29 protein-coding genes, 1 tRNA gene and 1 pseudogene are annotated in these 26,425 nt (G+C 56.7%); 13 read left to right on the top strand and 18 right to left on the bottom strand.

Annotated features, from left to right (window positions below; all coding sequences use genetic code 11):
• The first annotated feature begins 62 nt into the window (after nt 1-62).
• Genes I9182_RS07335 through I9182_RS07320 form a run of 4 tightly spaced genes read left to right on the top strand, consistent with a single transcriptional unit; the run spans nt 63 to nt 1,970 of the window.
• Nucleotides 63-533: an EF-hand domain-containing protein gene (locus I9182_RS07335; protein ID WP_209504434.1), complete on the top strand. Its 471-nt coding sequence runs from the start codon at nt 63-65 to the stop codon at nt 531-533.
• A 6-nt stretch (nt 534-539) separates the two neighbouring features.
• Nucleotides 540-1,157 (top strand): RNA polymerase sigma factor, encoded by a 618-nt coding sequence (locus I9182_RS07330; RefSeq protein ID WP_209597659.1) that lies wholly within the window; start codon nt 540-542, stop codon nt 1,155-1,157.
• Nucleotides 1,147-1,500, top strand: coding sequence for a hypothetical protein (locus tag I9182_RS07325; protein ID WP_209504432.1), 354 nt, complete (start codon nt 1,147-1,149; stop codon nt 1,498-1,500). The genes I9182_RS07330 and I9182_RS07325 overlap by 11 nt, the downstream gene beginning before the upstream one ends.
• Nucleotides 1,497-1,970, top strand: coding sequence for a periplasmic heavy metal sensor (locus I9182_RS07320; RefSeq protein WP_209597657.1), 474 nt, complete (start codon nt 1,497-1,499; stop codon nt 1,968-1,970). Before I9182_RS07325 ends, I9182_RS07320 begins: the two co-directional genes overlap by 4 nt.
• Before the next feature lie 5 nt (nt 1,971-1,975).
• Here the strand turns inward: I9182_RS07320 and I9182_RS07315 are convergent, their stop codons facing one another.
• Nucleotides 1,976-3,376: a diguanylate cyclase gene (locus I9182_RS07315; RefSeq protein WP_209597654.1), complete on the bottom strand. Its 1,401-nt coding sequence runs from the start codon at nt 3,374-3,376 to the stop codon at nt 1,976-1,978.
• An 89-nt stretch (nt 3,377-3,465) separates the two neighbouring features.
• Between I9182_RS07315 and I9182_RS07310 the strand changes: the two genes are divergently transcribed.
• From I9182_RS07310 to I9182_RS07290, 5 genes are all read left to right on the top strand, one after another.
• Complete coding sequence (locus tag I9182_RS07310; protein WP_209597652.1) at nt 3,466-3,750, top strand: DUF3572 domain-containing protein; 285 nt, start codon at nt 3,466-3,468, stop codon at nt 3,748-3,750.
• A gap of 24 nt (nt 3,751-3,774) precedes the next feature.
• Nucleotides 3,775-4,467: an HAD family hydrolase gene (locus tag I9182_RS07305; RefSeq protein WP_209597650.1), complete on the top strand. Its 693-nt coding sequence runs from the start codon at nt 3,775-3,777 to the stop codon at nt 4,465-4,467.
• Between the two features lie 118 nt (nt 4,468-4,585).
• A complete protein-coding gene (locus I9182_RS07300) occupies nt 4,586-6,145 on the top strand; it encodes a trimethylamine methyltransferase family protein (protein WP_209597648.1) in 1,560 nt (519 codons plus the stop codon).
• Nucleotides 6,146-6,263: 118 nt separating this feature from the next.
• Nucleotides 6,264-6,851, top strand: a complete 588-nt coding sequence (locus tag I9182_RS07295) for a heme NO-binding domain-containing protein (protein WP_209597646.1) — start codon at nt 6,264-6,266, stop codon at nt 6,849-6,851.
• Nucleotides 6,848-7,840, top strand: a complete 993-nt coding sequence (locus I9182_RS07290) for a diguanylate cyclase (RefSeq protein ID WP_209597643.1) — start codon at nt 6,848-6,850, stop codon at nt 7,838-7,840. Before I9182_RS07295 ends, I9182_RS07290 begins: the two co-directional genes overlap by 4 nt.
• A 38-nt stretch (nt 7,841-7,878) precedes the next feature.
• On the opposite strand, the gene I9182_RS07285 is transcribed toward I9182_RS07290, so the two are convergent.
• From I9182_RS07285 to I9182_RS20405, 9 genes and pseudogenes are all read right to left on the bottom strand, one after another.
• On the bottom strand, nt 7,879-8,577 hold the full coding sequence (locus I9182_RS07285) for a CbiX/SirB N-terminal domain-containing protein (protein ID WP_209504424.1): 699 nt from the start codon (nt 8,575-8,577) through the stop codon (nt 7,879-7,881).
• 61 nt (nt 8,578-8,638) lie between these two features.
• Nucleotides 8,639-9,571 (bottom strand): AEC family transporter, encoded by a 933-nt coding sequence (locus I9182_RS07280; protein ID WP_209504423.1) that lies wholly within the window; start codon nt 9,569-9,571, stop codon nt 8,639-8,641.
• Nucleotides 9,572-9,604: 33 nt separating this feature from the next.
• Complete coding sequence (locus I9182_RS07275; protein ID WP_209504422.1) at nt 9,605-10,423, bottom strand: MBL fold metallo-hydrolase; 819 nt, start codon at nt 10,421-10,423, stop codon at nt 9,605-9,607.
• Nucleotides 10,420-11,226, bottom strand: a complete 807-nt coding sequence (locus I9182_RS07270) for a TatD family hydrolase (RefSeq protein WP_209597641.1) — start codon at nt 11,224-11,226, stop codon at nt 10,420-10,422. The genes I9182_RS07275 and I9182_RS07270 overlap by 4 nt, the downstream gene beginning before the upstream one ends.
• Entirely contained in the window at nt 11,223-12,344 is a 1,122-nt protein-coding gene (locus I9182_RS07265; protein ID WP_209597639.1) for a DNA polymerase III subunit delta', read from the bottom strand. The genes I9182_RS07270 and I9182_RS07265 overlap by 4 nt, the downstream gene beginning before the upstream one ends.
• A gap of 3 nt (nt 12,345-12,347) precedes the next feature.
• Nucleotides 12,348-12,974, bottom strand: coding sequence for a dTMP kinase (tmk, locus tag I9182_RS07260; protein WP_209504419.1), 627 nt, complete (start codon nt 12,972-12,974; stop codon nt 12,348-12,350).
• The gene (locus tag I9182_RS07255; RefSeq protein ID WP_209504418.1) at nt 12,971-14,137 is read right to left on the bottom strand and encodes a D-alanyl-D-alanine carboxypeptidase family protein; all 1,167 of its coding nucleotides are present in this window, start codon (nt 14,135-14,137) and stop codon (nt 12,971-12,973) included. The genes tmk and I9182_RS07255 overlap by 4 nt, the downstream gene beginning before the upstream one ends.
• Nucleotides 14,138-14,154: 17 nt before the next feature.
• On the bottom strand, nt 14,155-14,373 hold the full coding sequence (locus I9182_RS20605) for an SPOR domain-containing protein (protein WP_348540328.1): 219 nt from the start codon (nt 14,371-14,373) through the stop codon (nt 14,155-14,157).
• Between the two features lie 600 nt (nt 14,374-14,973).
• Nucleotides 14,974-15,438 (bottom strand): annotated as a pseudogene (locus I9182_RS20405) (SPOR domain-containing protein); the annotation flags it as partial.
• A gap of 202 nt (nt 15,439-15,640) precedes the next feature.
• Between I9182_RS20405 and I9182_RS07245 the strand changes: the two are divergent.
• Nucleotides 15,641-15,730, top strand: a tRNA-Ser gene (locus I9182_RS07245).
• 375 nt (nt 15,731-16,105) lie between these two features.
• On the opposite strand, the gene I9182_RS07240 is transcribed toward I9182_RS07245, so the two are convergent.
• The 4 genes from I9182_RS07240 to I9182_RS07225 are packed head-to-tail and all read right to left on the bottom strand — an operon-like array spanning nt 16,106 to nt 18,114.
• Nucleotides 16,106-16,834, bottom strand: coding sequence for a hypothetical protein (locus I9182_RS07240; RefSeq protein ID WP_209597636.1), 729 nt, complete (start codon nt 16,832-16,834; stop codon nt 16,106-16,108).
• Between the two features lie 49 nt (nt 16,835-16,883).
• On the bottom strand, nt 16,884-17,639 hold the full coding sequence (locus I9182_RS07235) for a recombinase family protein (RefSeq protein ID WP_209597634.1): 756 nt from the start codon (nt 17,637-17,639) through the stop codon (nt 16,884-16,886).
• Nucleotides 17,591-17,887: a DUF2924 domain-containing protein gene (locus I9182_RS07230; protein ID WP_209597633.1), complete on the bottom strand. Its 297-nt coding sequence runs from the start codon at nt 17,885-17,887 to the stop codon at nt 17,591-17,593. The genes I9182_RS07235 and I9182_RS07230 overlap by 49 nt, the downstream gene beginning before the upstream one ends.
• Nucleotides 17,884-18,114 (bottom strand): DUF3489 domain-containing protein, encoded by a 231-nt coding sequence (locus tag I9182_RS07225; RefSeq protein ID WP_209504414.1) that lies wholly within the window; start codon nt 18,112-18,114, stop codon nt 17,884-17,886. The genes I9182_RS07230 and I9182_RS07225 overlap by 4 nt, the downstream gene beginning before the upstream one ends.
• A gap of 538 nt (nt 18,115-18,652) precedes the next feature.
• On the opposite strand from I9182_RS07225, the gene I9182_RS20600 reads away from it, so the two are divergent.
• The 3 genes from I9182_RS20600 to terL are packed head-to-tail and all read left to right on the top strand — an operon-like array spanning nt 18,653 to nt 21,849.
• Nucleotides 18,653-19,978 carry a site-specific DNA-methyltransferase gene (locus I9182_RS20600; RefSeq protein ID WP_348540393.1) on the top strand — a complete coding sequence of 442 codons (1,326 nt, stop codon included), beginning with the start codon at nt 18,653-18,655 and terminating at the stop codon, nt 19,976-19,978.
• Nucleotides 19,950-20,384, top strand: coding sequence for a DUF5681 domain-containing protein (locus I9182_RS07215; RefSeq protein ID WP_209597631.1), 435 nt, complete (start codon nt 19,950-19,952; stop codon nt 20,382-20,384). Before I9182_RS20600 ends, I9182_RS07215 begins: the two co-directional genes overlap by 29 nt.
• On the top strand, nt 20,371-21,849 hold the full coding sequence (gene terL / locus I9182_RS07210) for a phage terminase large subunit (RefSeq protein WP_209597629.1): 1,479 nt from the start codon (nt 20,371-20,373) through the stop codon (nt 21,847-21,849). The genes I9182_RS07215 and terL overlap by 14 nt, the downstream gene beginning before the upstream one ends.
• Nucleotides 21,850-22,359: 510 nt before the next feature.
• Here the strand turns inward: terL and I9182_RS07205 are convergent.
• From I9182_RS07205 to ureE, 4 genes are all read right to left on the bottom strand, one after another.
• Nucleotides 22,360-23,703, bottom strand: a complete 1,344-nt coding sequence (locus I9182_RS07205) for a hypothetical protein (RefSeq protein ID WP_209597627.1) — start codon at nt 23,701-23,703, stop codon at nt 22,360-22,362.
• A 976-nt stretch (nt 23,704-24,679) separates the two neighbouring features.
• On the bottom strand, nt 24,680-25,330 hold the full coding sequence (ureG, locus tag I9182_RS07200) for an urease accessory protein UreG (protein ID WP_209597625.1): 651 nt from the start codon (nt 25,328-25,330) through the stop codon (nt 24,680-24,682).
• Complete coding sequence (locus I9182_RS07195; RefSeq protein WP_209597623.1) at nt 25,327-25,980, bottom strand: urease accessory UreF family protein; 654 nt, start codon at nt 25,978-25,980, stop codon at nt 25,327-25,329. Before I9182_RS07195 ends, ureG begins: the two co-directional genes overlap by 4 nt.
• Nucleotides 25,964-26,416 carry an urease accessory protein UreE gene (ureE, locus tag I9182_RS07190; RefSeq protein WP_209504410.1) on the bottom strand — a complete coding sequence of 151 codons (453 nt, stop codon included), beginning with the start codon at nt 26,414-26,416 and terminating at the stop codon, nt 25,964-25,966. The genes I9182_RS07195 and ureE overlap by 17 nt, the downstream gene beginning before the upstream one ends.
• Nucleotides 26,417-26,425 lie beyond the last annotated feature (9 nt).

Here is a 26,425-nt window from a genome sequence, read left to right as displayed (position 1 = left end):
TTCGCGCGTTTGAATGGATATGAGCAGCGGCACTCAGGCCGCGTTAACAAGGGAAAACCGAAATGAAAAATGCAAAATTCATCACGGCGATTGTCCTGTCGGGTGTTGCAATCACCGGCACGTCTGTTCTCGCGGCTGGCCCGGGTGGTCGTGAGCCAGTGTCCTTTCAGGAATTGGATGCCAATGGCGACGGTCAGGTGACGCAGCAAGAGATGGAAGCGCGTTTCACCGAACGCTTCTCGGCCGCGGATACTGATGGGGACGGTCAACTCAGCCTTGAGGAAATGCAGGCCGCCGCTCAGAAAAAGGCAAACGACCGGGTCGCCAAAATGTTCGAAAACAACGATGCGAACAACGACGGTTTCCTAAGCCAGGACGAGTTGCCGAAACCGCGTCGGGGTGACAAGATGTTTGACCGGATGGATGCAGATAACAGTGGTGGAATATCGGAGCAGGAATTTGCCGATGCCAAAGACCGGATGGGACGTCACCATAAGAATAAGCGCCACAAGTCGGGTGCAATCGACAACTGATGCAGGGTGGAGGACCTGACCTCTCACCTACACGATGTTCGCGGTGCGGGTTGCACCGCGAGCTCTCTCAGCGACGATGTGTTGCTGAGCCAATTCGCTGATGGTGACGCACAGGCTGCGCGGGTTTTAACCGATCGTCTCGGGCCGCTTTGTTATTCCGTCGCGTTGCGTATGTTGGGCAATCGGGCCGAGGCAGAAGACGTAACGCAGGAGGCGATGATGCGGTTGTGGCAGATGGCGCCGGATTGGGTGCCGGGTCAGGCCAAAGTGTCGACATGGTTGTATCGCGTGACGCTGAATCTGTGTGTGGACATCCGGCGCAGGAAGGCCCCCGGCAGGTTGTCGGATATTCCTGAGCCGGAAGATGGCAAAGCCAGTGTAGCTGAACGGTTGCAGGATGAGGCCCGCGTGGACGCGTTGCAGCTTGCCTTGGCGCAGCTGCCCGAAAGGCAGAGGCAGGCAGTGGTTCTGCGCCACATCGAAGAGTTGCCCAACCCTGAAATTGCCGGGATCATGGGAATTTCAGTAGAAGCGGTTGAAAGTTTGACTGCGCGGGGCAAACGAAGTCTGACCGCGATATTGGCCGGGCGACGTGAAGAACTGGGGTATGACGATGACGGATGAAAACCTGGAACTGGATCATTTGTTTGCGCAGGCTCGGCAGAACCGACCGGCGCTGCCCGACGATTTGGCCGTGCGCATTCAGATTGATGCTGAAAAACTACGCCTGAGTCGCTTAAGGCCTGAACCGCGTCCACAATTTTCGCTCTGGCATCGAATGATGGGCAACGTAGGTGGCTGGCAGGGGGTGGGCGGCTTGATCGCTGCCAGTGCGGCGGGGCTCTGGATCGGCTTTTCCGCGCCGGGGTTCCTGCCCGATCCCGCCAATCTGCTGGCATCGCAAGAGGCGGCCCTTTTTGTGGCGGACCTTGGATATGACACGAGTTTTCTGGAGAGCACAGAATGAATGCTGCCCCTAAACCGAAACGCCGGTGGATGACGGTTTTGCTGGTCTTGTCATTAGCTCTGAACCTGTTGGTTGTCGGTGTTGCAGTCGGAACCATGCTGCGCCTGAAGGATGGAGTTCACACCGAAGCACCGCCGGGATTCGGCCCGGCGCTATATCGCGCTTTGCCGAAAGATGATCGAAAAGCGATGCGAGGGGAACTGTCTGCGCTACGCGAAAAAGACTTAAGGGGGCGCAGACAAGACTTTGAAGCGCTGAGTCGGGCACTGCGCACAGTGCCCTTCGATCCGGTCGCCGTTGATGTGTTGTTGCAGAAACAGTCGCAGGCAACGGCAGAACTGCAATTAGCCTTGCAGACACAATGGCTGGCTCGCGTCACCGCCATGAGCGACGCAGAGCGGCAGTCTTATGCGGACAGGTTGCAAAAGATCGTCAAACGCGGGCCGCATGGGAACAAGAAAAGAGATTGACAGGTTCAGGCTGCGCTTTGCCTGATACTCACCTGATTGCGCCCCGCTTTTTTTGCCGCATAAAGGGCTTTGTCGGCGGCTTTTAGGATATCTTCTACAGGAACGGGTGTGCGTTCTTTTCCCGGCTGACCCGATTGCGGCATCTCCAGCCCAATGCTGATCGTGACGTTAACCTGCAAACCTTGATCCGTTAGCAGGAACGGCGCGCGACAAATGCTGTCACAGATGGCCTCAGCCAGTTTTCTGGCTTGCTTTTCTGACACATCAGGCACTGCGAACATGAACTCTTCACCGCCGATACGGGCGACAAAACCCTGGGATCCAAGTGCGCTTTGCATGCGTTTTGCGGCCTGCGTCAGAACACAATCACCAGCGCTATGGCCATGGCAGTCATTGATGGTCTTGAAGTGATCCAGATCCGCCAGCATGACGGCAAAGCCACGCCCGGTACGGGCAGACTGGCGCGCGATCTGATCCAATGCCCGCATGGCGTAACGACGATTGTGCAGCCCGGTGAGCGGATCAATACAGGACTCGGCGATCCCTTTTCTCAGTGATACGCGCAGATGATCAAGCCGTGCCTTGCGCGCAATCTGATTATTCAGCCGCAACAGAATCTCTCGCGCGCAGAACCCCCCAAGGCATACGGCGTCCGCTCCTCTGTCCAGCGCTTCCGAGGCATGCACGGCATCGTTGTCCTGCAAGACGCCAATCAGGACGGTATTCCGGGTTGCTGCCCGTGACCTGAGATCCGCAAGGACACTCAGCGCGGATGGGTGCGAGCCCAATTCGACGACAATCGCGTCCGGTATCGGCCCGGACAAAACGCCTTGTAAGTTCGATTGAAGGTGCCAGGACAGATCGAAACGGTGCTGGCCTTGCAGGGCCTTGTACCAAAGGGCACCGGTTTGGACAGTATCGGCCAAGATATCAACCCGGGCCGCGTTCGGGGGGCTGATCATCACAGGGGCGGGTTCCCCAAATCCAATAGGTTGCGATCCGGTGCTGACCTGCAAATCTTGAGTAACTGCGCGCGCGCGTAAAAGGCTGCGAATGCGTGCCAGCAGCAACGTATCTTTGAAAGGATGCGTCAGCACATCGTCCAGCCCGTCTTTCAGGGCACGCAGGCGCGCGTTTTTGTCATTCTGTGCTGCCAGTACGACGACGGGCACGTCATCAAGGCCAGATACTTCGGTGAGGGCTTTTTTGACATCAGCGGCTGTTCCGTCGGGCAATGTTTGGGCTGTCAGAACAAGGTCTGGCTGCACGCGACGTGCAAGGGCTTGTAGCCCTTCAAGTTTTCCACCCTGTACCACGTGGTACCAGGCAGCAGTCAGTTGAACCTTCAGCATTATGCGGTTGGTTGATACCCCGTCGAGGACAAGGATGGTGCCTTGCACAGACATAGTCGTTCACCGTTGATTGCATGCGTGAACAAATTGTTTATGAGTCTGGTTAACAAACTCTTTCCAGCACCATTCTCTGAGCGCAGTTTATGCCCCTTTCGCCCGATTCAGCCGAGACTCTTGCTCTGACAGCCCTGGGGTGGTTGGTCAGCAACGAAGAGCTTTTGCCTTTATTTCTTGGCTCGACGGGCGCTTCGATCGGGGATGTTCGCAATCGGGCCGGTGATCGGGACTTTCTGACTTCGGTTCTCGATTTTCTGGTGCTTGACGATTCGTGGGTCATGGCGTTTTGTGACGCCAACTCAATCGCCTATGATCACCCGGCCCAGGCGCGGGCGGTTCTGTCAGGCGGCGGCGATGTACACTGGACCTGAACACCTTTTCCGCAGGAGCACGCGATGCCAATAGAAGCAATCGTCTTCGACAAGGATGGCACTTTGTTCGATTTTGCCAAAACCTGGGGAACGTTCGGGCGCTCGTTGCTGATGCGCCTGACAAAGGGGGATGTAGACCGGGCGGCGGAACTCGGCAGCGTCATCGGATTTGACTTCGAGCAAGAGCGGTATACTACAGATAGCATTGTGATAGCCGCAACGGTCGAAGAAATCGCCGAAGTGCTTATTTCGCATGTTGACGATGTGACATTGCAGGAAGTTGTGGACATGATGAACGCCGAAGCCGCGGCGGCTCCTCAATCCCCTGCCGTTCCGTTGGGTCCGTTCCTGAAAGGGTTGCAGCAATCCGGGATCAAACTGGGCGTTGCGACAAATGACAGCGAGCATCCGGCATTGCAGCATCTGGAATCTGCGGGAATACGCGAACACTTCGATTTTATCGCCGGGTATGACAGTGGTCATGGGTTCAAACCGGGGCCAGGTCAGTTGCTGGCCTTTGCCGCACAGATCGGGGTCGAGCCGTCGCGCATCGCAATGGTAGGTGACAGTGTTCATGACCTGCAAGCGGGACGCGCAGCCGGAATGATCACCATTGGCGTTTTGACCGGATTGGCCGAAGCAGAAGCGCTGGCGCCGATGGCGGATGTTGTCCTGCCGGATATCGGTCACATTCCGGCATGGCTGGTCGAAAAATGATGCGTTGATCCGGAAAATCGACGAACAATTATAGAAAACCGACAAGCTCTGTCGCAGATGGAGCGGCCAGAAACGCGTCTTCGGGTCTTGCTTGTACCAAGCCAGAACGGAGGCAACCATGGCCGAGACCAACACACGCAAACGCCGCGGCGGAGGACGCGCAGGTGCGGCTGCGCGCAGGGGCAGCGCGGTGATTGACCAGATGCCGTGGGACCCACCCATCAACATAGATCGCCCGACTGAACCGCTGGATCAGGCCGGGATCGAAGCGATTCATGAAGGGGCCATGCGTATTCTGGAAGAGATCGGGATCGAATTCTACAATGAAGAGGCAATCGGCATCCTGCGCGAGGCAGGGTGCACGATCAAAGGTGACAACGTCCGCATGGGGCGCGATTTTGTCATGGAGATGATCGCCAAGGCGCCCAGCCAGTTTTCCATTACCCCCCGCAATGTTGACCACAGGATCGAGATCGGTGGAAAGAACATCCTGTTCGGCAACGTTTCTTCTCCACCCAATTACTGGGACATGGAGATCGGGAAAAAAGTGCCCGGCAATCGCGAGATGTGCCAGAATCTTCTGAAGCTGACGCAGTACTTCAACTGTATTCACTTCGCAGGCGGATATCCTGTAGAACCTGTCGATATTCATGCCAGCGTCCGGCATCTGGATGTGCTGTATGACAAGCTGACCCTGACCGACAAGGCGATGCACGCCTATTCGTTGGGCAAGGAGCGTGTCGAAGACGTGATGGAGATGGTGCGCATCGCGGGCGGTCTCAGCCACGAAGAATTCGAGGCCTCGCCACGGATGTACACTAACATCAACTCGACCTCACCGTTGAAGCATGACCATCCGATGATAGATGGCTGCCTGCGGCTGGCACGCCGTGGGCAGGCGATTGTGGTCACGCCCTTTACGCTGGCGGGGGCAATGGCGCCCGTAACAATGGCTGGGGCGGTTGCACAGTCTCTGGCCGAAGCCTTATGTGCCATCGCTCTGTTCCAATATGTGCGCCCTGGTATTCCCTGCGTAATTGGAACGTTCACGTCGAACGTGGATATGAAATCAGGCGCACCCGCTTTCGGGACGCCGGAATACATGCGCTCGACACAGATGACCGGGCAGATGGCACGATATTATGGGCTGCCGCTGCGTTCATCCGGTGTGTGTGCGGCCAATGTGCCAGACGGGCAATCCGTGTGGGAAACCTCGAATTCGCTCTGGGCGGCCGTGCAGTCAGGCACCAACATGGTGTATCACGCCGCCGGTTGGCTGGAAGGCGGCCTGATCGCGAGCCCAGAAAAATTCATTATGGATTGCGAAGTTTTGCAGCAAATTCAGCGCTATATGAACCCTGATCTGACTGCAACCGGGCCGGATGAGATTGCTTTGGATGCCATCCGCGCGGTTGGCAATGACGGTCACTTTTTTGGAATCCAGCATACACAGGACCGCTACACCACGGCCTTCTACCAGCCTTTCCTGAGCGACTGGAAGAACTATGAAGGCTGGGAGGCCGCAGGCGGCATCTGGACGGCTGAGCGTGCGCATCACATGTTCAAAGAGATCATCTCGAGCTTTGAGGCCCCTCCGATGGACGATGGTATCCGCGAAGAACTGGCCGAGTTTGTCGAACGCCGCAAGGCTGAAGGCGGTGCGCCGACAGACTTCTGACATGGTGAGTAGTGTCGGTTTGATACTCCGTTGTATTCACAGCAACTCGGGGCGGATTTTGGCTATTTGTTAAGGTTTCTCAGACCACAGTGCCAAGGACACCAATCTGAGGCATCCGATGCATGGTCTGATCAACCGGGCGATACAGTCTTTTGTCGGCGCAACCTATGGGCAATCCTGTTGGGTTCGCGTGACCGAAGGTGCGCGGCTGGGGTTTGTCGAGTTTGAAGCCATGCTCATCTATGATGATGAAATGACGACCCGTGTGCTCGAGGCCCTGAGTATTGATCTCAACCGACCGCAGGCGGAAATCCTTGAAGATCTGGGAACATATCTGGTGTCCCACCCGAATATGGAAGGGCTGCGCCGACTGCTCAGGTTTGGGGGTGTCACCTATGTCGAGTTCCTTCATTCCCTCGATGATCTTACGGATCGTGTAAGACTGGCTGTCTCTGATCTGAATTTGCCTGCGCTTGAGTTGAGAGAGCTTTCAGCCACGGAATACCAGTTGTGCTGCCTTCCGGATATGCCGGGATTTTCCAGTGTTATGGTCGGGGTTCTGCGCGCGATGGCCGATGATTATGGCGCGCTGGTGATGCTGTCGCATGAGGGTCGGCAGGAGTGTTGTGAAATCATTTCAATCATTTTGGTCGAAAGCGCCTTTTCCGAGGGGCGCCATTTTGATCTGGGGGCTCGGAACAGATGACACATACTCAGGAACTGGCAGATCTTCTGGAAACACTTTGTCCGATCTTCTTGTTGGTGGACCGCAGCGGATGCATTCAACAAGCGGGCCCGACATTGCAAAAGTTGCGGCCCGAGTTGCCTTTGGTCGGGCTGGGGGTTCTGGACGTGTTCGAGCTGATCCGCCCCAGAACAGTCACCACCCTTCCCGCGTTGATGTCGATGGCCGGTGCCAAACTGCATCTGAGATTTCGCGATGAACCGCGTACGACCCTGAAAGGTCTGGTCGCACCCTTGCCCGAGTCAGGCGGTGCAGTCATCAATCTGTCATTCGGTATTTCGATTTTGGATGCGGTTCGGGATTACGCCCTGACGAGCGCGGATTTTTCCGGCACCGACCTGGCGATCGAGCTGTTGTATCTGGTCGAAGCCAAATCCGCCGCGATGGAAGCGTCCCGTTCACTTAATCTCAGGCTTCAGGGGGCAATGCTGGCCGCGGAAGAGCAGGCATATACCGATACATTGACGGGATTGAAGAACCGCCGCGCGATGGATCATTTGCTGGGGCATCTGATCCTGGCAAATTCTACATTTGCCCTTATGCATCTGGATCTGGATTTCTTCAAATCCGTGAATGATCGGCTGGGCCATGCAGCCGGGGATTACGTTCTGCAACAGGCGGCCCGCATCATGCTTGAAGAGACGCGTGGCGACGATACGGTTGCGCGGGTTGGTGGGGATGAGTTTGTCATTATTTTCAAAAACCTGACGCGGGTAGAAACTCTGGAGTCCATCGCGGGTCGCCTGATCGCGAGGTTGAATGAACCCATGATGTTTCAGGACCAACCGTGCTGTATCTCTGCAAGTATAGGAACGGCCTTGTCCACCCAGTTCAAGGTGCCCAAAGCCGCTGACATCCTTCACGCCGCCGACGTTGCCCTTTATCAGGCCAAGCGAGATGGCCGGTCCTGCCACCGCCTCTATTCCACTCTGATCAAAGCGCAAACCTGAGTTTTGCCTGTTTCCGGGTCAAAGATCTCAGCAAATTATCACGCGAGCTGAACGGCCTTTGTTACCTGCTTGGCAATCTGGTGCCGGATGGGTGGCAGTTCCCCAACCACTGGCAGCAGAACGCCTTTGAACCCTGCTTGGCTCAATCCGGCGGGCACGTCGTCTACTGCGTGCCCCCCGGTGCAGGCAAAGAACGGAAGGCACAGCGCCTGAGCCCCCGTGCCGGTAGCGGCATCGGAAATGGATGGCGGCTCTTCAACAAACCCAACGCGGACAGATTTGAAAACCAGCATTTCCTCAAGTTGAGATGCGAAATTCAGTGCCACGGCTGACGGGTTTCGGCTACGCCCCGACCCATGTGCAGCAATGACCAGATCGGTTGACGCAGTTACCCAATTTCTTACGGACAACTCAGATTGCAGGGCGTGCGCGGTCAATTCCGGTAGCTCTGGGTCAACACCCAATGGGTCCAGGATGCGCGCTTTGTGATCCCCTAACCGCTTGGGCAAAGCGCTGGTGACAAACCACCCATTTGCCATGAAAAGCGGATAGATGACCGTGTTCTCCGGCAGGCTGTTCAGCTTAGCCTCGAACGCGCCGGGCGCGGCCAGAGTTGCTGAATGCACCGTTACATGCTCGGTCAGGGCGTCGACTGTAGCCGCAAATGCAGCCAGGGCAGCCTCGGCCGGTTCCGGATCGGACGGCTGGCCATGAGCGACGATGATGGCATGTGGCATTTGGATCTCCTGACACGATATGCGTTAGGTGTCTCTGTACGAACCGAAGTCAACACTACAGTTAGCCCAGAACCGTTAGCCAAAGCCAGACAGTCAGAATGGATGTGGCTGTCCCAATGAGAACAGCCGAAGCTGCCACCCGCTTGGCGCGGCCATACATGTTTGCAAAGATATAGGCGTTGAACCCCGGCGCCATCGCCGCGTTCAACACGCCCGAGCGGAACAGATCCTGTGGCAGCCCCGTGGACTTGCCGAATGCCCACACAAGGCTGGGATGCAGCATCAACGAGATTGCGCAAACAAAGGCGATGGTGCGCAGATCACCTTCGGGTTTGTATTTGACTAGTACCCCGCCCAGTGCAAACAGGGCGCCGGGCAGGGCGGCCCGCGTGATCAGACCAAGGGCTTCGTCCACCACAGCCGGGATGGCCAACCCGGACAGATTAACCACGAATCCCAGTGCAATACCAAGGATCAGCGCGTTCTTGAACATTGCGGACAGAACGGAACGCGCCATGCGTACGCCACCGTTTCCGCGATTGCGGACAACCTCCATCACAGTGATCCCCACGCCGTAACAAAAGGGGGAATGGAAGGCGATAATCGCATAATTACCTGTCAGGTTCTCGGGACCATAAGCGCGTTCAGTAATCGGCAATCCCAGCAGAACCGAGTTAGAGAACAGGCAACAAAACCCGATTGCCACGCAGTCTTCCCATTCGCGGCCGAAAAGGATGCGCGCACCAAAAAGGCCAGTGATGAAACACAGGGCGGCGGCGGAATAGAAACTTGCCAAAAGCCGGGGATCGAAACTGGCGCTGAGGTCCAGATGCGCGATGGCAAGAAACAATAGGCATGGGATCGCGAACCCTTGAGTAAATCTCATCAGCCCGTCGACATGGTATTCTTTGAAATATCCTGTTCGTGTTGCCGTGTAACCGGCGCCGATCACAAGAAAGACAGGAAGAATGACGTCAATCAGGCTTTGCAGCATTTGGCCCCCGTGCAACGGCCATGTTGCGATATCTTATGCAAAAGAAACAGGGGTCTGAAACGCGTGATGTATCACCATCCCGTCATAGGCGGGGGTGATATTGTCCGGCGTTTCCGCATCGACAGTCGCATAGTCGAGATCGATATGCATGTTGGTCAGTATCGCCTGATTTGGTTGCAGCTTCTCAATCCACTCAAGCGTTTTTTCCAGATGTGCATGTGTGGGATGTGGGCTTCGGCGTAGGGCGTCGATGATGAGATATTCCAACCCTTCCATTTCAGGCCATGCCTCGTCGTAAATTTCGGCAACATCCGGCAAATAGGCGAGCTGCCCCATTCGAAAGCCCAGAGAATCTATCGAGCCGTGATTGACCTTGAATGGACGAAACGGAATCGGTCCTCCGGGCCCTTCGATTTCGAACGGCCCGTCAATGGACTTGAGGTCGAGGATCGGAGGATAAGGTGACCCTTCGGGTTGTATGAAGGCGTATCCAAACCGCCCCAGCAGAGCGTTCTGGGTATCACCATCAGCCCAGACCGGAACGCGGGTTTTCATGTTGAACACGATCATGCGCAGGTCGTCGATCCCATGGACATGATCCGCGTGAGAGTGGGTATAGACCACACCATCAAGCCGCCCGGTGCCCGTGTCCAGCAACTGGCTGCGCATATCCGGGGTTGTGTCAATCAACACGGAGGTTCTGCCGCCGGGGCCGTCACGCTCAACAAGCAAGGAACAGCGCCGGCGAATGTTCCTGGGGTTTGCAGGATCGCAAGCACCCCAGTGACCACCCAACCGGGGTACACCGCCCGACGATCCGCAGCCCAGAATGGTAAATCGCAATTCGGTCATGCAGCGGCCCTGTACGTTGCCGCCTTGCTGAACAGCCGGTCAAAATTCGCCTGAGTTTGGGCGGCAAAAGCCGGATACTCCAGCCCGAACAGTTCGGCCCCTTTTCGGGCTGTATGCGCGGTATAAGCCGGTTCGTTTCGCTTGCCACGATAAGGGGGCGGCGCCAGATAGGGCGCGTCGGTTTCCACCAGAATGCGATCCACCGGCGCGCTTGCGAAAATGTCGCGCAACTCGTGGCTTTTTGGAAAGGCCGCAATGCCGGACATGGACAGATAAAATCCCAGATCCAGCGCGGCTTTGGCCAACTCGGCCGAGGACGAAAAACAGTGCATCACGCAGGAATAAGGCGCATTGCGATACTCTTCGGCCAGAATTCGGGCCATATCGTCGTCTGCGGCGCGGGCATGAATGATCAAAGGCAACCCAGTGCGCTGGGCAGCTTCGATATGAATGCGCAGGGATTGCATCTGAAGCTCAGCGCTGTCGGCAGTATAGTGGTAATCCAGACCGGATTCGCCGATGCCCACAAATTTCGGGTGCTGTGCCAACGCGACCAGTTCATCGACCGAGACCATAGGCTCGTCTGCGGCGCTCATCGGGTGGGTTCCTGCGGCGTAGAATACCGGTGCATGGGCTTCGGCAATTGCACGGACTGCGGGTTCATTGCGCAGTTTGGTGCAAATCGTCACCATCCGGGTCACGCCAGCGTCAGCCGCGCGCGAGATGATGTCGTCCAACTGACCGTCAAAATCCGGGAAGTCCAGATGGCAATGACTGTCGGTGATCTGGGGGATGTCGCTCATCTGACCTGGCCGGCGGTTTCCTGTATCTTGAACACCGTATCTAGGACCAGAGCGGCAGGGTCAAGGTTCACCGCCTGGCCATGTCGCGCGCGGGCTGTGATTGTCGCGGCGACTTCGGCCCAGCGACGGGCCTGATCCGAAGAATTTGACAGTCTGGCCAGCGTTTCCGCTTCATTCGGGGCGGCCTCAGAGGTCGGCGGTGCGCCGGTTGCCCCGGTCAGGGCCAGCCGAGACAAGGCAACATCGATCAGTGTCAGCAGCAGATCAAAGCGCTCGGCTGCGCCACGTTGGGCCGCAGCCTCGGCCAGGGCCAGTGCGCGCTGGCGGTCAAGGCGGGGCAGGGTACCCAGAATGGCAATCAGCTCGGCATAGATTTCAAGCCCACCAAGATTGATCAGGCGAACCGCGCCCCCGACCGAGCCAGCGGCCAAAGAAGCCAGATGTTCGGGTTGCGCTGGTAAGGTCGTCCCGGTTTGCGACAGCGCGTCCTGCATATCCCCGGCACTCAGGGGGCCCAGACGTAGGGTGCGGCAACGAGAACGGATAGTTGGCAGCAAGCGCGAGGGTTGGTGCGACACCAGCAAAAGGGTTGTACGCGCCGGAGGTTCTTCTAACATCTTCAGTAACGCGCTGGCGGCGCTGACATTCATCTCATCCGCTGAATCCACGATTACGACCCGGCGCCCACCATCGGCAGAGGACAGGCCAAAGAACTTTCCCAGTTTTCGGATGTCATCTACAATGATTTCGTTGCGCAGCCGCCCCTGATCATTCAGCGACCGGGCTATTGTGGCCAATCCCGGCTCGGCCCCGGCCAGTATGCGACGTGACACAGGGTGGTCGGGATCAATGTCGAGCGTCTCTGGCGGTGGCGGCGCGCCAAACAGCCCTCCGTCGTCTGCCAAAGGTGTTGCCAGCAAAAACCGCGCAATCCGCCAGGCCAACGTCGCCTTGCCGACGCCACGCGGCCCGGTCAGCAACCAGCCGTGGTGCAGGCGGTCCGAGTTATAGGCGGTCAGAAACGCCTGTTCTGCCGCATCCTGACCAAAAAGCCGGACGGTCTCGCGGGGATGCGGCGCACCGGGCACTTGATCCGGAGAGGGGATTTCGTCATTCATCGTCTATCGCAAAGCAGCCTGGACGATTTCTGTCACATCCTGTGCAACGCTGTCCATGTCCCGGTTGCCATCCACAATGCGGAAACGGTCGGAAAACTCATGGGCCAGTGCCAGAAAGCCCGCCCGCATCTTCTTTTGCAAGTCCGGGCCGAAATCTTCGAACCGTTCTTCCGCGCCTTGCCGTCCCTTGGCGCGGGACAGGCCGGTATCGGGGTCCATGTCGATCAGCAGAGTCAAGTCCGGCTCGCGCTTGATCATCAGGCTGTGCAGCTGATCAACAAGGCCGCGCAGGTCGCCCCGCGACAGGCCCTGATACATGCGTGTGCTGTCGGCAAAGCGGTCGCAGATTACCACTTGCCCTGCGGCAAGCGCGGGTTCGATCGTACGTTCCAGATGGTCGCGGCGGGCGGCCGTGAACAGCAGGATTTCCGTCTCGGCCGACCAGCGGTCGGGATCACCTTCCAAAACCAGGCTGCGGATTTCTTCCGCGCCAGGAGAGCCGCCCGGTTCACGCGTCAAAATGACCTCATGACCCTGCGCGCGCAGTTGATCCGCCAGCTTCCGCGCCTGAGTTGACTTGCCTGATCCGTCAATGCCTTCGAAAGTCAGAAATAACCCCGCCTTGGTCACATCGACTCCAGCGGGTTATTGATCACGTCTTTCAGAACAATGCCGCCAACAGTCAGCATACGCACGACAAATCCGCCAACTGCAACGTCTTCCGCCGCCACCAGCGGACGTCGTATTTCAGGCAATCCTTCAGGCTTGATGACAAGCTCGGCCAGTTGCTGGCCTTTCTTGACCGGCGCATTGACGGGACCCTGATACACAACTTCGGCCTTGACGTTCTGTGTCCCCAGAACCGGAAACAGAACCGTCAGATCGCCGTCAGGGACAAGACCTACGGTCTTTTTCTCGCCCATCCACAGCTTGGCTTCGGCTATCGGCGTTTCCGCGTTGGCAACTGTCCTCTCGACAAAATTTCGAAACGACCAGTTAACCACGGCCTCAGCCTCCTCTGCCCGTTGGCCGGTGCTGTCCAGCCCGCTGAGGACAAAGATGACACGCCGGTCGCCTTGTTTGGCGGAGCCGACCAGGCCGTATCCGGCCTCCTGCGTGTGGCCGGTTTTCAGGCCATCCGCGCCGATGCTCAGTTTCAGCAACGGGTTGCGGTTGCGGGCATTCGACGGCGCACGGCCATCGAATTCGAATACCTCTTCTGAAAACAGGGGGTAATATTCAGGGAAGTCGGTAATCAACCTGTCGGCCAGAACCGCCAGGTCATGAACCGACATCATATGTCCGGCGGCAGGCCACCCATTCGAATTCGCAAAGTTCGAGTTGTTCATACCCATCTGCTTGGCGCGTTGGGTCATATATCGGGCAAACCCGGCCTCTGTGCCGTCAGGGCTCAGCGCCTCGGCGAGCACCACGCAGGCGTCATTGCCTGACAGGACGATGATGCCGCGCAGCAGGTCTTCGACCCGAACCCGATCCTGCGTGTTCAGAAACATGGTCGAGCCGCCATAGCTCATCGCGTGTTCGGACACGGGCAGGGTTTCGTCCAGCGTCAATCTGCCGTCACGCAGCGCTTCGAAAGCTACATACAGCGTCATGAGCTTGGACATGGATGCAGGCGGCAAGGGCTGATCGGAGTCTTTTGCCAAAAGCACCGTACCGGTGGATTGATCGATCACATAAGCTGCGCGGGCAGATGTATCAAAAGCCTGAGCCGGAATTGCCAGCACGGTAAGCCCAATGGCCAGAACAGAAGTTCGCAATGAGGATAGCATCTTATGCCTCCTTGTATTTAGTCGGACACGGTGAACGCATCTTTGAAACCAAGATCCTTTACATCTTTTTGAATGGCTTTGCGTTCGGCCCGGGTTGCGGCAGGGCCAACCAGGACCCGCCATACTGTTTTGTTTTCGGTTTTCAGTTCCCGCACAACAGTCGACATGCCATTCCGGCGCACTTTCTCAGCAGCAGTATTCGCATTTGCTTCGACGCTGAATGTGCCGATCTGCACAAATGGTTTGCTCAGCGACGACGCAGCGCCTGTCGCTGCCGCTGCGGCCGGAACCGCTTCGGTCGCGTCAATCGCGGATGCTGCGCCTTCGATGGGGTCTAGTGGTGTTTCGGTGATTTCAGCGGGGTCTTTCTTTTGCCACCACTTCCGTTTTGCAGGCTTTTCAGCGGGGGCCTCGACGGGCGCATCTGACAACGCTGGTGCAGCTGCGGCTGCCGCAACATCTGCGGTCACATCAGCACCGCCTGTTGCTGCACCCGCCGCAGCCACGGTGGCTCCCGCAGCCGCTGCTGCTGCTGGCTCTTTTTTCTGCCACCACTTCCGCTTGGCCGGTTTCTTTTCAGCGGGCTCTGCCGGATCCTCAGCGGCTGCCGCCGCATCGGTGGTCGTTTCCGAACCTTCGGTCGCCTCGTTGGCAGAACTTTCCGCTTCCGCCGCGACTACTGCTGTACCGGCTGCTGCTGCTGGCGCCTTCTTTTGCCACCATTTCGGCTTGGCCGGTTTTTCGGTATTTGCCGCGGATGGGGCGTCGGTGGCCGCGGCGTCCGACACCGCAGCCGTATCCGTCGCCTCGTCTTCCGGTTTGGGCGCGTCCTCTGGTTGTGATTCCTTTACAGTTTCACGGCGTAGGGCGACGACACTGACCTTTGTCGGCGCGCCCGCCAGCATTTCGAGCTGTTCCGCAGCCGCAGATGAAACCTGAATCGCTGGGCCGGGCAGGTTGCGTTCACGTCGGAACAGGGCCCCTGTTACGGACTTGTTGTTTGCAGTGTTCGTAATCACGACACGCTCGGGCTGGGATACTTCCGGGTAGGCAACCCAGATACCGCCCAGCGAGGGCCTGCCATCCCAAAGCCCTGCTTCGGTGACCTGAAAAACCTCGGGGGCTTCGACGTCACGCTGCGAGCCCGAGGCCACCTCGGGAAGGAGTTCAGTTTTGTTTGAGTTTTCTTCAGGTTTTTCAGCCTCTTGAAGAATATCCTCACACCCGCTCAGAACTGTCAAAGTCAACGCCAGATACGCCAACCGTTTCGGTCCCGGGCGTGTCATGATCGCTCGCTTCATCTGCTTATCCCTTGCCTGAAGGGGTCTCGTTCTCGGAACCCCGCTGCCGGTCTGCTGGTTCTGCTTGCCAGCCTGTTTCGGTCTATTTCGGGGATCATAACGCGGCTGAAGAGTCATGGAAAGACCGCTGCGCGGGCTTCGGCAAGAAATCCCGATTTCGACTTGCCTCTGGCCGAACTTGCGCTTAGACCCTGCCTTCGACGGGGAGGTGGCAGAGTGGTCGAATGCGGCGGTCTTGAAAACCGTTGGGCGTGAGAGCGTCCCCAGGGTTCGAATCCCTGTCTCCCCGCCACTCATACCTGTCTCACTTCAGTTGTGTTTTCTGACCCGGATTTGTGTCGCAATTCCCGCGCATTGGCGCGTATGCTTTCAATCAGAGACGGAGCAGATCGCACACTCAGAGCGCAATTTCGGCCGCAGTCTAAGTGGCGCATGGTGGCGGGGTCGCTTTGGGCTGGATTTCCCTGATACCCTGCAATTTACAGGGAATTTTCGCGAAACAGGTCTGGAACCCGACACTTCACATGTCGCAACTCTATTTTTCCCAATGGCTTATGTTTCAGATTCCCTAAAAGGTGGAACAGGGAATTTTCTTGAGCGAACAGGGAAATGTTTTATCGGATCAGGGAGGGCGAACCCTGTATCAGGGGCACAGGATCTGAAGCTATCAAAAGCCGAACTGGCGTTCCTGTTCGGACCAATCAAGTGGGTGGGTAACGCTGACCAGACGCTTGAGTGTGAGTTCGGGCGGCTGGGTCCCGTCTAGAATCGCGGCCTGAATCTTCGGTGAGAGAAACGCGAGCTGGGCGCGGGTGCAGATGAAGGCACCGGGGACGCTTTCGCGGCGTACGATCTCCATCAGTTGAACTCCGGCTTTTAGATCACGGGCCCAGCAATGGGCGCGGATCAGCATGGACCGGAGGTGGGGATCGGGTTGGGGCGCCATGTCTCCGGCGATGACCCTGGCCTCGACGCCGCGGCGGCGCAGATCGAGTGATGCGGTGACGTGGGTGAGATCCGGGTGCAGTTGGTCCGCAGCAATGCCAACTGCGCTTGCCAGAGTTTTGGGGTTCAATTCGAGGTCGATCTGACCTCGTGCAATTTGGCCTTTGGCCAGAAGAGCAGCACCGACCTGACCGGCTTGGCGTTGAAGCCGGGTTACTAAATCCGCAAACGAAGTCTGAACCGCCTCCGCTGACCCGGCCTCCGGCTGCGCCAGTGCCTGATGCGCGGCAGCGGCGTCTTGCAGATGTCTGACGATGACATCAATAACTGCGTTTTCCAGCGCAGGGCCAGGCAGTCGCCAACCCAAGATATCCTTGCCGCCCGAGATCAGTCGATTGGAGACGTAATAGCGCAGCCGTCGGCCTTTGTGTGTGGTGTGGGTCGGCGTCAACCGATCACCAGTTTCGTCCTGCAGCAGACCGGTGAGCCAGGTGCCGGGGTCATTGGTGTGTTGGCGCGTGTCCGAGCCGCCGCGTGCCGGGAACGATTGGAGGCCTGCCGCATTTTCTGTTGCACCCGGTCCCAGATGCCCTTGCCGATGATCGCCGGGTGTTGCCCGTCCCAGATCTTATCCTTGTGTCGGATTTTCCGAGATAAACCGGGTTGCGCAGCGGGTAATAGATGTGACCCCGTGACAGCGGACAATGCCCTTTCACGCTGCCATCTGCCCGAACTACCCGTTTTGACCGCAACCTTTCTACTGTTGCCCGTTCTTCTACTTTGCGCAAGCAACCTAATTCCTCATAAAGACCAAAGAGAAGCCGGACCGTTCTGGCCTCCTCTTCATTCACCACAAGCGTTCTTGCTTTTGGATCGGGGGGGCGGTCATAACCAAGGGGCAGGTTACCACCCATCCAAAGCGCCTTTTTCTTCGACGCAGCAACCTTGTCGCGAATACGTTCCGCAGTGACTTCCCGTTCGAACTGGGCAAAGGACAACAGCACATTGAGAGTCAGTTGCCCCACGGAAGATGAGGTATTGAAGGCCTGTGTAACCGAAACAAAGGAACAGTTTGCCTGTTCCAGCCGTTCGACCAGCTTCGAGAAGTCGGCAAGCGACCGGGTCAGCCGGTCGATCTTGTAAACCACCACCATGTCAATACGCCCGGCATCGATCTCTTCAAGAAGGCGCTGAAGGGCAGGGCGCTCTAGGGTGCCGCCCGACAGGCCGCCGTCATCGTAGCGCCCGCGCAGCACGCGCCCACCAGCTTTAAGGACTGGGCAGGCAGGCCGAGTTTCTTCTCAAAACCCTTTCCCAGCGTGGCTTTGACCTGCCGGAGTAGCCCGCCTTGACGGCGGGACTGCATCTCAAAGGCGATAAAACGGCGCAGGAAGGGTTGGCTGAGCATGGCGGGGGCAGGCTGATCAAACAGCTGCTGCCAAAGCGTGACCAGATCCGATCGACCCATGGCGGCCAGATCGGCGACATCGCTCGTCTTCGTCATGACTCGCCGCCCTTGTTTGCTGTGAGGTGATATGTGGAAAAACCATGTGGCTTGTCGGATTTGCGCCGTTCAATCGTTGCGGCTGTCTTCCGCAGCCCACTCAATGCAGCTCGGACCGAATGAGGTTGCCACCCCGTTGCTTTGCAGAGCGCCTCAATGCTGGCGCCGCTCGGGCGGCGCAACAAGTGTTGCACCTTGTCAATTTTGGTTTGTTTGGATTTGGACATGTATTGTCTCCTCTAATCTGGGGTTGGCGGAACGCCAAACCCTGGTACCGAGGAGCGCCCGAATGGCTCGGGCGTGGGTTCAGTGATGCGTGGTTCACAGCAACAGTCCAGCTCTTTCTGGGGCAATCCCAATAGGGGTGAGTTTTGCAGGGGGTTGCTGCCGTACCCCCGATTATTCGTCAACAATCTTAATCGGTTACTTTTGGTTTTGGGGGGTGCGTCTCCTAATGATGGCACCTACACTTAACCCAATCGCCCGGACTATCAGGGCGGGAAACTGCTCCCGCAGGCAGCACTCATTGGAAACACAGGTTTACGCAGAGAGCAATCAAAGGAGCAACGTCTCGGATCGTTTGATCCGGGGAGTTGCGATTTGTGCTCTCTCCGATTTTCCTACGCGATCCCTCCACCTCGACGTCCTCGCGGCGTCACACAAAAGGAGGCGGTTATGCCTGCCAAGAAAACACAAAGCGACGTTCTGGCGTCCAATACGTCGATCTGGATGGCGGACAAAGTCATCCCATCCCCGATCAGCTAGATCAAACCCTACGCCAATAACAACCGCGTGCACGCGGCCAAAAATATCGACAAGCTCAAAACGTCGGTGGCGCAGTTTGGCTTTGTCACTCCGATCCTTTTGGATGCTAGCGGTACTATCATTGCGGGTCATGGCCGCTATGAAGCCGCCAAGGCTCTGGGGTTGACGACCGTGCCAACTCTTGTCGCGGATCACTTGTCAAACGCAGAAGTGCGCGCTCTGCACATTGCGGATAACAAGCTGGCGGAATTGTCCGACTGGAACGAAGCTACTTTGCAGATTGAATTTGCAGAGCTGATGGATCTCAACCTTGATGGAGAGTTGAGCTTTGATCTGGACATCACGGGATTTGAGACACCGGAGATTGACATCATCATCGACGGCACGGGCGAGGCCACGGAGACTGAAGCGGAATCTGTTGAGACGCCGAACCTTGCGGCACCCGCAATTGCGCAGCCGGGCGACCTCTGGGTTCTCGGAGATCATCGCATCTTCTGTGGGGATGCCCTTCAAGCTCAAAGCTACGACACCTTGCTGGATGGCGAGAGCCCGGAGATGGTCTTTACCGATCCTCCTTATAACGTGCCGGTCAATGGGCATGTCCGCTGTGGCACCAGTGGCGATCATCGCGAGTTTGCCATGGCGTCGGGAGAAATGTCGGACAGCGAGTTCCGTGGCTTTCTCTCGGATGTGATCAATCGGCTATTTCACTGCTTGCCGGACGGGGGCATCGCGATGATCTGCATGGACTGGCGTCACACTGAAGAGTTGATTGCGGTCGGCAAGGCAGGTGGGTTGGACCTCATCAATCTCTGTGTCTGGAACAAGACGAACGGAGGCATGGGCAGCCTTTACCGGTCCAAGCACGAGTTGGTTTGCATCTTCAAGAAACCAGGTGCTGCGCATATCAACAATGTTGAGCTGGGAAAGCATGGTCGCAACCGGACCAATGTCTGGGATTATGCTGGTGTGAATAGTTTTGGGGCAGGGCGCGAGGCGGATCTCTCAGATCATCCCACGGTGAAGCCGACAGCTTTGGTGGCAGATGCCATCATGGATGTGAGCCATCGCGGCGATGTCGTGCTGGACGTCTTTGGAGGGTCCGGCGCGAAGTTGCTGGCAGCTGAGAAAACCGGGCGCCAGGCGCGGCTCATTGAGCTCGATCCGGCCTATGTGGATATCGCCATCCGCCGTTGGCAGGAAATGACTGGCGAGCGCGCCGTGCATTCGGTGACAGGCCAGGCGTTCGATGCGCGTTCTGCGGCCAACGACACCACTTCAGAACAGGAGGTGGGTCATGTCCGACGATACGAAAGAAGAGTATGAGGTGGGCTACGACAAGCCGCCCAAAGCAACCCGGTTCAAAAAAGGCCGATCCGGCAATCCGAATGGGCGACCGAAAGGTGCTAAAGGCGTGAACGCCAGCTTGAAACGCGAACTGGAAACAAAGATTACAGTTCGCGAAGGCAGCCACGAAATCCGGATTTCCAAGGCTGAGGCAATTGCCAAGCGGCTCACGGCTGGCGCGTTGAATGGCGACACGAAATTGTTGATGGCGCTGCTGAAACTGGACACAGATCTGTTCAACACAAGAGACATGGACGCGCAAGAAAGCGTCCGTGCGGTTGAGCCGGACGCTGTCGACTACGAAATCCTCCGGGATTTCTTTTCCAGTCACCCGGATGGTGACGGCCGTCCTGATGATCAGGAGGCCAATGATGTCAGCTCCTGATCCCAAAATGGTCCGGCAGGTCGCGCGCGAGGTTTGCCGGGACAATTTCTTTCCCTTTGTGTGGCGCGTGTTTGACACGCTGCATCAAGGGACGGACCGCGGCTTTGATCCGGCCTGGCATGTGCGGGCCATGTGCCATGAGTTGGACAATGTCCGCCGAGGCGAAAACAAGCGGCTGATCATCAACATCCCGCCACGTTGCCTGAAATCAGTTACCGTGGCCGTTGCATATGTCGCTTATCTTCTGGGGCATAACCCCAGCGCCAAAATCATTGTTGCCAGCTACGGGCTGAATCTGGCGCGCAAGCATTCCGAAGATTGTCGTCGGATCATGTCCGCGCGCTGGTACCGGGAAATGTTCCCTGAAACGGTCTTGGCCAAAAAGGGCAACACCTCAGAAGAAATCCGCACCACAAAGGGAGGCAGTCGCAAGGCTGTCTCCATCGGAAGTTCTGTCACCGGTCATGGCGCTGATTACATCATCATCGATGACCTGCTGAAAGCTGGAGATGCGGGCTCCGAGGCCGAGCTGGTCAAGGCACAGGAGTTCATTGAGGGAAACTTGCTGTCGCGCTTTGACAACCCGGCCGAGGGGCGTGCTGTCATGGTTGCACAGCGGTTGCCCGAGATGGATTCGCCGGGCTACGTGCTGGAACGCGGTACCTATCGGCACCTGTATCTGTCTGCCATCGCCGAAGAACATGAGACGGTGCCTCTTGGGTTTGGAAGGGTCATGCACCACAAACCGGGTGATCTTCTTTGCCCGTCTCGTTTGGATCAGAACACGCTGGATACCAAGCGTCGCGAAATGGGCGCAGCTGTGTTCAATTGCCAGTATCAGCAGAACCCAGTTGCGCCAGACGGATCGCCGCTGCGCTGGGAATGGTTCGGGACCTACGAGACCGTCGAAGATCGCCAATGGTTCCAACTGGTTGTTCAAAGCTGGGATACGGGGATGTCTGCGGATCCCCGGTCCGACTTCTCGGCCTGTACAACCTGGGGGTTCCGCGAAAATGCGTGGTACCTTCTCGACGTCTGGCGCGGGCAGGTGGACTACCCAGACCTGAAAGCCAAGGCGCTGCAGCTTGTCGGCCGTTGGGATCCGGATCGCGTTCTGATCGAAGATGCGGCCTCCGGCAAACCGCTTCTGGACGAGTTGTTTCGTGATGACCGTCGGCGCTATGAACGCATTAGACCTGACAAGGACAAGGAAACCCGGTTCCAGTCCGCGTGCGGTCCTGTCGAAGAGGGCAAGGTGCATCTGCCTGCAGATGCACCCTGGCTGGCGGCGTTCAAACGGGAACTGCAGTCCTTTCCGCGCGGGCGAAACGACGATCAGGTCGACAGCTTTGCCCATTTTCCGAACTGGTCCAAGGGCCAGGGCTTCTACCGGGCGCTGGGTCGCGATAACCAGATCAACTTCGAACGTCGGGAGCGAAATCGTGAGCGGATAAGACGGCGGTAGAACAGAAAATAGAGTTCGAGGCCGGTATTCGGCCTTGAACCGCACAGCCAAACCTTGGTCATTGGGTCTGAAGGGCGGAAAACTGACACTTTCAGTAATCGCGCTCTGGCGGATTCAGGCTATAGCGAGTGGACATTCAGATCGCGTTAGATCGAGTTGTTTCCAAGGGAAACCGGCAAGATGCCTCTAGCCAACCACAAAGAAAACCCAAACCGCACACTCGCGTGCAAAACCCAGAGCTCAGCTCTCAAAAAGGCAGCTGTTCGATGCAAATTTGGAGAATCACGCAACCGTTGTGCTCAGTCTCCAACTGGCTGCTTGATCTAAACTCGGAGCCGCAAGGAACAAGCAACTAGGCTGGAAGGCAAAAGCTGGAGGACAGAGAGAATGCCAGAGTAATTGAGTGCACACAGTGCTTTGGTCGCGCCTAGTCACTGTGCTGTGCGTTGATCCGATAATTTGTGACTGCCACGAAACGATCGGATTTATCATGGTGCACCAGTAGCTCCATTATCTTACCTCGAGGTAATCCTTCCTTTTTTCATGTGATTTGAGAATTTTCTGCCGTTGGCGATTGGAGAAAAATGGCAGCGCTGCCAAGCAACCAAGAATTACAACCTCTAATCTAATCAGTCTATTTGCCAATTTTGAGGGTGGTCGATTTTGTTGCACGCTTTCCCGAGCCGATTGAGTTCCACTAGCTTGAATTTGCAATCCGGCGGCCACAGAAGACAAGCGAGCCTCTATAGAATCTAGCGCCGATCGTTGCATAGAATTCTGTAATCGAGAGAAATCATCTATCTGTTTCCGAACTTCGATTTTCATTGCGCCCAAAAGCACAATAGTCTGTCGTTCGATCAAATCTTGAAAAAACTCTTCCACTTCGGCTTTTGGTTTCTGTAAATTAGTGTTTCGTCCTAGTCCTATGGGCGCTCCAGAAATAAATTGATTGATGTAGTCAACGCTATCCTTGTGCTTCTGCCAAACCTGATTTGCGGCGCCTTCAGGCAATTGAAGGTTTGCGCCCTTGCGAGCCGGGTCTGAAACGATAAGCGCTTCGGAAATAGCGGCGCCTTCGTTTGGTGGTCGCAATTTTAACGCCGCATTTGCACTACGCATCAGCGCCAATTCACAGGTGTCCAAACTGCGATTCACTGAAGCCAAGTCAGTCTGTGGTAGAGCGTCGAAGTGATTGATATTCATAGGCTTTAGCAGGCCTTGCGCAACATTTTGCCGGATATCAGCATAGTTTAAAACCGTAAGAGTGAAGGCATCGGTCTCTTTTGCTGCTTTCGATATGGCAGCTATATTGCTTAGTTTGATCGGCAAATTCGGAGCGCAGCGTTCGAAATCATCGGTTCGGCCATGCTGCTTAACTTGCTGCCCATAAATCGAAGCCAACCACGGCAGCAGGTCCCGAACCGCGCAAATAAGGTGTAACCTAGTGTCCACCTGACGGCATTTCTCCGATAGGGCCAAAAAGTCTTCTGGGGAAAGATGAAATAGATCCTCTGAGCTAATCAAGAGCTTTCGACACTCATCTCCTCGCAAAAGGCTCATTGCAGCGTCAAGCTGTCGAAGACCCTCCTCGGAGGCGTCGATAGTATTCTTGTTTTCTCTTAGAAAAACACTGGCTATGAGTAATCCATTACCTGAGGTTATTCCACCACTAGCGGCAATATGGAAGTTGTTGGAAAGATCAGGGTATAAGAGACCATGTTTTTCGAATAAAATGTCAGAATGCTCGGCGCAATAAGTTTGAAACGCGGAGGTTCCGGTTTTCGGGGCCCCTATGTGCATAAATAGCGTTTTTTTATACATAAATTCATCTCTCATCGCATTCGTGGTGCGCACGTGGCTTTGCGTCTGGTTTTTCTCAGTACGTTTTGCTGTGGATCTCAACAACAATTGATGAGCCGTGCCAGTACCTAATCCTTAAATACCCAGCTTTCTATCTCAAGCAAACTACATGTGAAACCCGCTCCAACCTCAACAGTTGAAAGTGGGCCGTGATGATAAGAGCATGCTTGCGAACTTGCCTGAGGTTAAGTGACGTACCTATACACATGGCAACCACTTGGACATCAGGCAGGTGCGATATTATGCTTAACGGAGGCTAAGTCTGCACTGTGGAATTTGAGCTGGAGCAGAATCAAGCAGGTGCGGCGAACGGTGGAATTGATAGGCTGCGATGCAGATTTTCGATAGGCGCGTACCTTCGGAATTGGATTTTTACTATGCAGCTGAGTTGATCCTGGTTGGCTGCTCTGTCCCGCACTGCTCACATTCACGGGCCCAATAATTTGCGCTTGCAGCGAATGTCTCCTTTGGCGGGCCGCGCCACAGCGATTGGGGAGCATTGTCAAGGTCGGCTCTGGGCCGATTTCGCCCACAAGTTCGGACGTTCTGAGGACTCGGGTACTCAGACTTAGCTGCTTCAAATGACTAGGTTCCTTGGCCGCCCAAACACGTCGCCTAGTGTCTAAAGTCCAATGCTCAGGCGGGTTCTATACTTTGGCCATATCCCATAAACTGATCAACATGGTCAGGTTACGCCAACAAATTTTGAAGTGGAAAACTGAGGCAAGGCGAAGACTGGTTGCAAGTACTGGTGGACCCTTCGAGCAACGAGACAAACGAGCTCTTTCGGAGACTTGCCGAAGATAACCCATTGATGACGATTGCGTTCATCCTCGGGGGGTGTCGGCACGACACCTTGCGGTGGAGCACTGTATCGGCGATCGGGCCGGTTCGCCGCGCCCAAGAACGAAATTGTGAGCGGACTACGAGCTACATGGTTCGGTCGTCATTCCGCCGTCAAAGGCACACGTCAACCGCCAGAAGCCTCTGCAACACATCCATCTGCAATTTTCAGACCCCCAATCTGCGCTAACAAACTGACGATCGCGTCAACGCCCGTTCGGTGGCGTAGGGCCGAAAACACGAAAGGTCGGCCCTTTCGAATTTGCGTGGCGTCGCGCTCCATCACTTCGAGCGACGCGCCGACATGGGGGGCGAGATCTGTTTTGTTGATGATCAGAATGTCCGATTTCGTTATCGCAGGACCGCCCTTGCGCGGAATTTCCTCACCCGCTGCAACGTCGATCACGTAGAGTGTCAGGTCCGCCAGTTCCGGGCTGAATGTGGCCGACAAATTGTCGCCGCCGCTTTCGATCAGAACTATATCCAAGCCGGGGTGACGGGCCTGCATCTCTGCCACGGCGGCCAGATTGATCGAGGCATCCTCGCGGATCGCGGTATGCGGGCAACCGCCGGTTTCGACACCGATAATCCGGTCCCGGGGCAGAATCTGCATCCGCATCAACGCTTCGGCATCCTCTTGCGTATAAATGTCGTTGGTGATGACACCAATCGAAAAGGCCTCGCCCAGGGCCTCTGCCAAAGCGGCAGTCAGGGTCGTTTTACCAGCGCCAACCGGGCCGCCGATACCAACGCGCAGGGGGCCGTTCAAACTGCTCATGTTCGGAATATCCTTGAATATTGAGTTTCATGTTTCATCGACAAGATATCGGACAGGAATGCGGTTGAACCCAGTTCATCAAGGCCCGTGTGTTGTGCTGTTTCCGCAATCGAAGTGCAGAGCGGGGTCAGATCACGAATCAGCCGCTGAGCATCGGTCTGTCCCAAAGGGACAAGGCGGGTTGCGCAGGCCACAAGATTGCTCATGAAGGCCTGAAGGAACATCTGCGACACCAGCGGGCGCGGCAGATTCTGCATCCGCGCGGCACGGCCCACCGCGACCGGGTAGGTGAGGCGCCGCAGGTCGAGCCCCCAGATATCTCCGGTCACGGATCCGAAAGCCTGACCCAGAAGGTCGGCTTCCATCAGCCGTTCCGACCCGGCGCAAAAGGCGCGGGCGGAGGCATCGATTCGGGCCAACGCGGCCCTGTCATCGGCGTTATACGCGGCCACAAGAAATAGCGCGTCATTCCAGCCCGAGCCATGTTGCAGTATCGTGGCGACCCAGTCGCCTGTCTGGTTTGCGCTGGCGACCCGGCCCAGTTCAATCGCTGCCTCCAGCCCGTGGGAATAGGCGAAGCCCCCAACCGGATAGGCGGGGGACAACCATTGGGTCAGTGTCAGGATGTCAGAGCTAGTGGGCGTGACCATGGGTCCTGCCGTGGCCATAGGCCCCGCCTTCGGGGGTGAAGGGTTCGACGACTTCGCGAATATCGGCACCCAGTTTCATCAGCATGTCGCGAATGACGTGATCGCGCTGGATCAGCAGCCTGTCAGATTCGATTTGGCAGGGTGTGTGCCGGTTGCCGATATGCCAGGCAAGGCGCAGCAAGTGGTCGCCCTTTACCTCCAGCAGCTCTTCGGGGGCCGCGACGATTTCAATCTCACGACCGTCTTCCAATACCAGAACCCCGCCATGATCCAGCGATTTGGTGTTGGAGAGATCAACCAGAAACGCCTCGCCATCATCCGTGGCCAGCATCTTGCGGCGCAGGAAGCGGCCATCATAGTCCAGCGAGACCTGCGCATGAGCGGGTGCATGCGCATGGTCGTGGTAGATACGAGCGGTTTTGATCGCGGTGGTCATCTTGGTGCT

Origin of the sequence: Ruegeria sp. HKCCSP351, assembly GCF_017872535.1 — a bacterium.
Taxonomy (GTDB): Bacteria; Pseudomonadota; Alphaproteobacteria; order Rhodobacterales; family Rhodobacteraceae; genus Ruegeria.
The sequence above is the reverse complement of the archived record's forward strand: the minus strand, read 5'-3'. Positions and strand labels throughout refer to the sequence as shown.

What these genes read in the sequence shown, in the direction of transcription:
- I9182_RS07230 (WP_209597633.1), bottom strand. Translation starts at nt 17,887, where the DNA reads ATGACGAAGACGAGCGATGTCGCCGATCTGGCCGCCATGGGTCGATCG.
- I9182_RS07290 (WP_209597643.1), top strand. Translation starts at nt 6,848, where the DNA reads ATGACACATACTCAGGAACTGGCAGATCTTCTGGAAACACTTTGTCCG.
- I9182_RS07215 (WP_209597631.1), top strand. Translation starts at nt 19,950, where the DNA reads ATGTCCGACGATACGAAAGAAGAGTATGAGGTGGGCTACGACAAGCCG.
- I9182_RS07270 (WP_209597641.1), bottom strand. Translation starts at nt 11,226, where the DNA reads ATGAGCGACATCCCCCAGATCACCGACAGTCATTGCCATCTGGACTTC.
- I9182_RS07305 (WP_209597650.1), top strand. Translation starts at nt 3,775, where the DNA reads ATGCCAATAGAAGCAATCGTCTTCGACAAGGATGGCACTTTGTTCGAT.
- terL (WP_209597629.1), top strand. Translation starts at nt 20,371, where the DNA reads ATGTCAGCTCCTGATCCCAAAATGGTCCGGCAGGTCGCGCGCGAGGTT.
- ureE (WP_209504410.1), bottom strand. Translation starts at nt 26,416, where the DNA reads ATGACCACCGCGATCAAAACCGCTCGTATCTACCACGACCATGCGCAT.
- ureG (WP_209597625.1), bottom strand. Translation starts at nt 25,330, where the DNA reads ATGAGCAGTTTGAACGGCCCCCTGCGCGTTGGTATCGGCGGCCCGGTT.
- I9182_RS07300 (WP_209597648.1), top strand. Translation starts at nt 4,586, where the DNA reads ATGGCCGAGACCAACACACGCAAACGCCGCGGCGGAGGACGCGCAGGT.
- I9182_RS07320 (WP_209597657.1), top strand. Translation starts at nt 1,497, where the DNA reads ATGAATGCTGCCCCTAAACCGAAACGCCGGTGGATGACGGTTTTGCTG.
- I9182_RS07275 (WP_209504422.1), bottom strand. Translation starts at nt 10,423, where the DNA reads ATGACCGAATTGCGATTTACCATTCTGGGCTGCGGATCGTCGGGCGGT.
- I9182_RS07255 (WP_209504418.1), bottom strand. Translation starts at nt 14,137, where the DNA reads ATGCTATCCTCATTGCGAACTTCTGTTCTGGCCATTGGGCTTACCGTG.
- I9182_RS07265 (WP_209597639.1), bottom strand. Translation starts at nt 12,344, where the DNA reads ATGAATGACGAAATCCCCTCTCCGGATCAAGTGCCCGGTGCGCCGCAT.
- I9182_RS07325 (WP_209504432.1), top strand. Translation starts at nt 1,147, where the DNA reads ATGACGGATGAAAACCTGGAACTGGATCATTTGTTTGCGCAGGCTCGG.
- I9182_RS07280 (WP_209504423.1), bottom strand. Translation starts at nt 9,571, where the DNA reads ATGCTGCAAAGCCTGATTGACGTCATTCTTCCTGTCTTTCTTGTGATC.
- I9182_RS07295 (WP_209597646.1), top strand. Translation starts at nt 6,264, where the DNA reads ATGCATGGTCTGATCAACCGGGCGATACAGTCTTTTGTCGGCGCAACC.
- I9182_RS07285 (WP_209504424.1), bottom strand. Translation starts at nt 8,577, where the DNA reads ATGCCACATGCCATCATCGTCGCTCATGGCCAGCCGTCCGATCCGGAA.
- I9182_RS07310 (WP_209597652.1), top strand. Translation starts at nt 3,466, where the DNA reads ATGCCCCTTTCGCCCGATTCAGCCGAGACTCTTGCTCTGACAGCCCTG.
- I9182_RS07315 (WP_209597654.1), bottom strand. Translation starts at nt 3,376, where the DNA reads ATGTCTGTGCAAGGCACCATCCTTGTCCTCGACGGGGTATCAACCAAC.
- I9182_RS07225 (WP_209504414.1), bottom strand. Translation starts at nt 18,114, where the DNA reads ATGTCCAAATCCAAACAAACCAAAATTGACAAGGTGCAACACTTGTTG.
- I9182_RS07335 (WP_209504434.1), top strand. Translation starts at nt 63, where the DNA reads ATGAAAAATGCAAAATTCATCACGGCGATTGTCCTGTCGGGTGTTGCA.
- I9182_RS07195 (WP_209597623.1), bottom strand. Translation starts at nt 25,980, where the DNA reads ATGGTCACGCCCACTAGCTCTGACATCCTGACACTGACCCAATGGTTG.